An 864-nucleotide genomic window follows, 5' to 3' on the forward strand; every position below is an offset into this window, starting at 1 on the left:
CAGTCGCAGTCGCTTGAAACAGCTCTCGGCAGTTGCACTGTCCTTGAACTTGACATCGATACGACCATTGGCATAGAACTTCATGTTCAAGGCATTGGTCGTTGTCAGGTCATACCATCGGGATATATCGACATTACGGGTGTCAAGACCGATAATCATCTCGATACTTCCGCAAAGTACATCATCTGCACCGAAAGCAATACCTTCGCAGAAGCGGCTGACCTTACGGTCAGAGTCATATTCGAAGTCATATTCCTTGTAATACTGATAGTGAATCGAATCCCAAGTAACAATATCGGGGAAGATGATTCTATCCTTCTTCTGTTCGGGTTTTACCTTACTCCAACATGAAGGTCTGACCGTATTGAGGAAGCGTTTGATAAGCTCCTCCTCGGCAGTATCTCGGAAACTCTTGCCTCCGAGATGTTCGATGACCACATCTACATAGGTGTTATATACAGGTCGGAAGTCTATCGGCAGAGTCTTCTCGTCAATCTTTGGTGCTTCAACAGAGACGCTGTATGTGTTGTTGAAATAGCCGATGATGCGACTGATGAAGTTCCTGATAGCATTATGGCGGCTATCCACCAACTCATTGATGTTCTTGAAAGGAGTAAACTCGTGATGGGTATAATCCTTCTCATCATTATTGTAGCGATAGTGGAGGTCATAGCTGCTTGTGGTAATCTTTCCGTTCGGCTCGTGCTTGAGTTTGATTTTCCCTTCATACTTCTCGGCTTCTCTCATGAAGATGTTGTACCACCAGGCAATCTGGTCGAGCGTCTTGTAAAGCTCGTCCTGCTGATTCTGGCAATAGATACGGTCTTGCTCCGTAATCTTCTCTTCGTTTCTCACTTGTACCTC

General features: G+C 45.4%; 1 protein-coding gene. It reads right to left on the reverse strand.

Annotated features, from left to right (window positions below; translation table 11 throughout):
* The coding region (locus tag NW211_RS13885; protein ID WP_258328274.1) for a hypothetical protein at nt 1–864 on the reverse strand (864 nt) is incomplete at both ends.

The sequence above is a fragment of the Barnesiella sp. ET7 genome, from assembly GCF_024733785.1.
GTDB classification, from domain to species: Bacteria; Bacteroidota; Bacteroidia; order Bacteroidales; family Barnesiellaceae; genus Barnesiella; species Barnesiella merdigallinarum.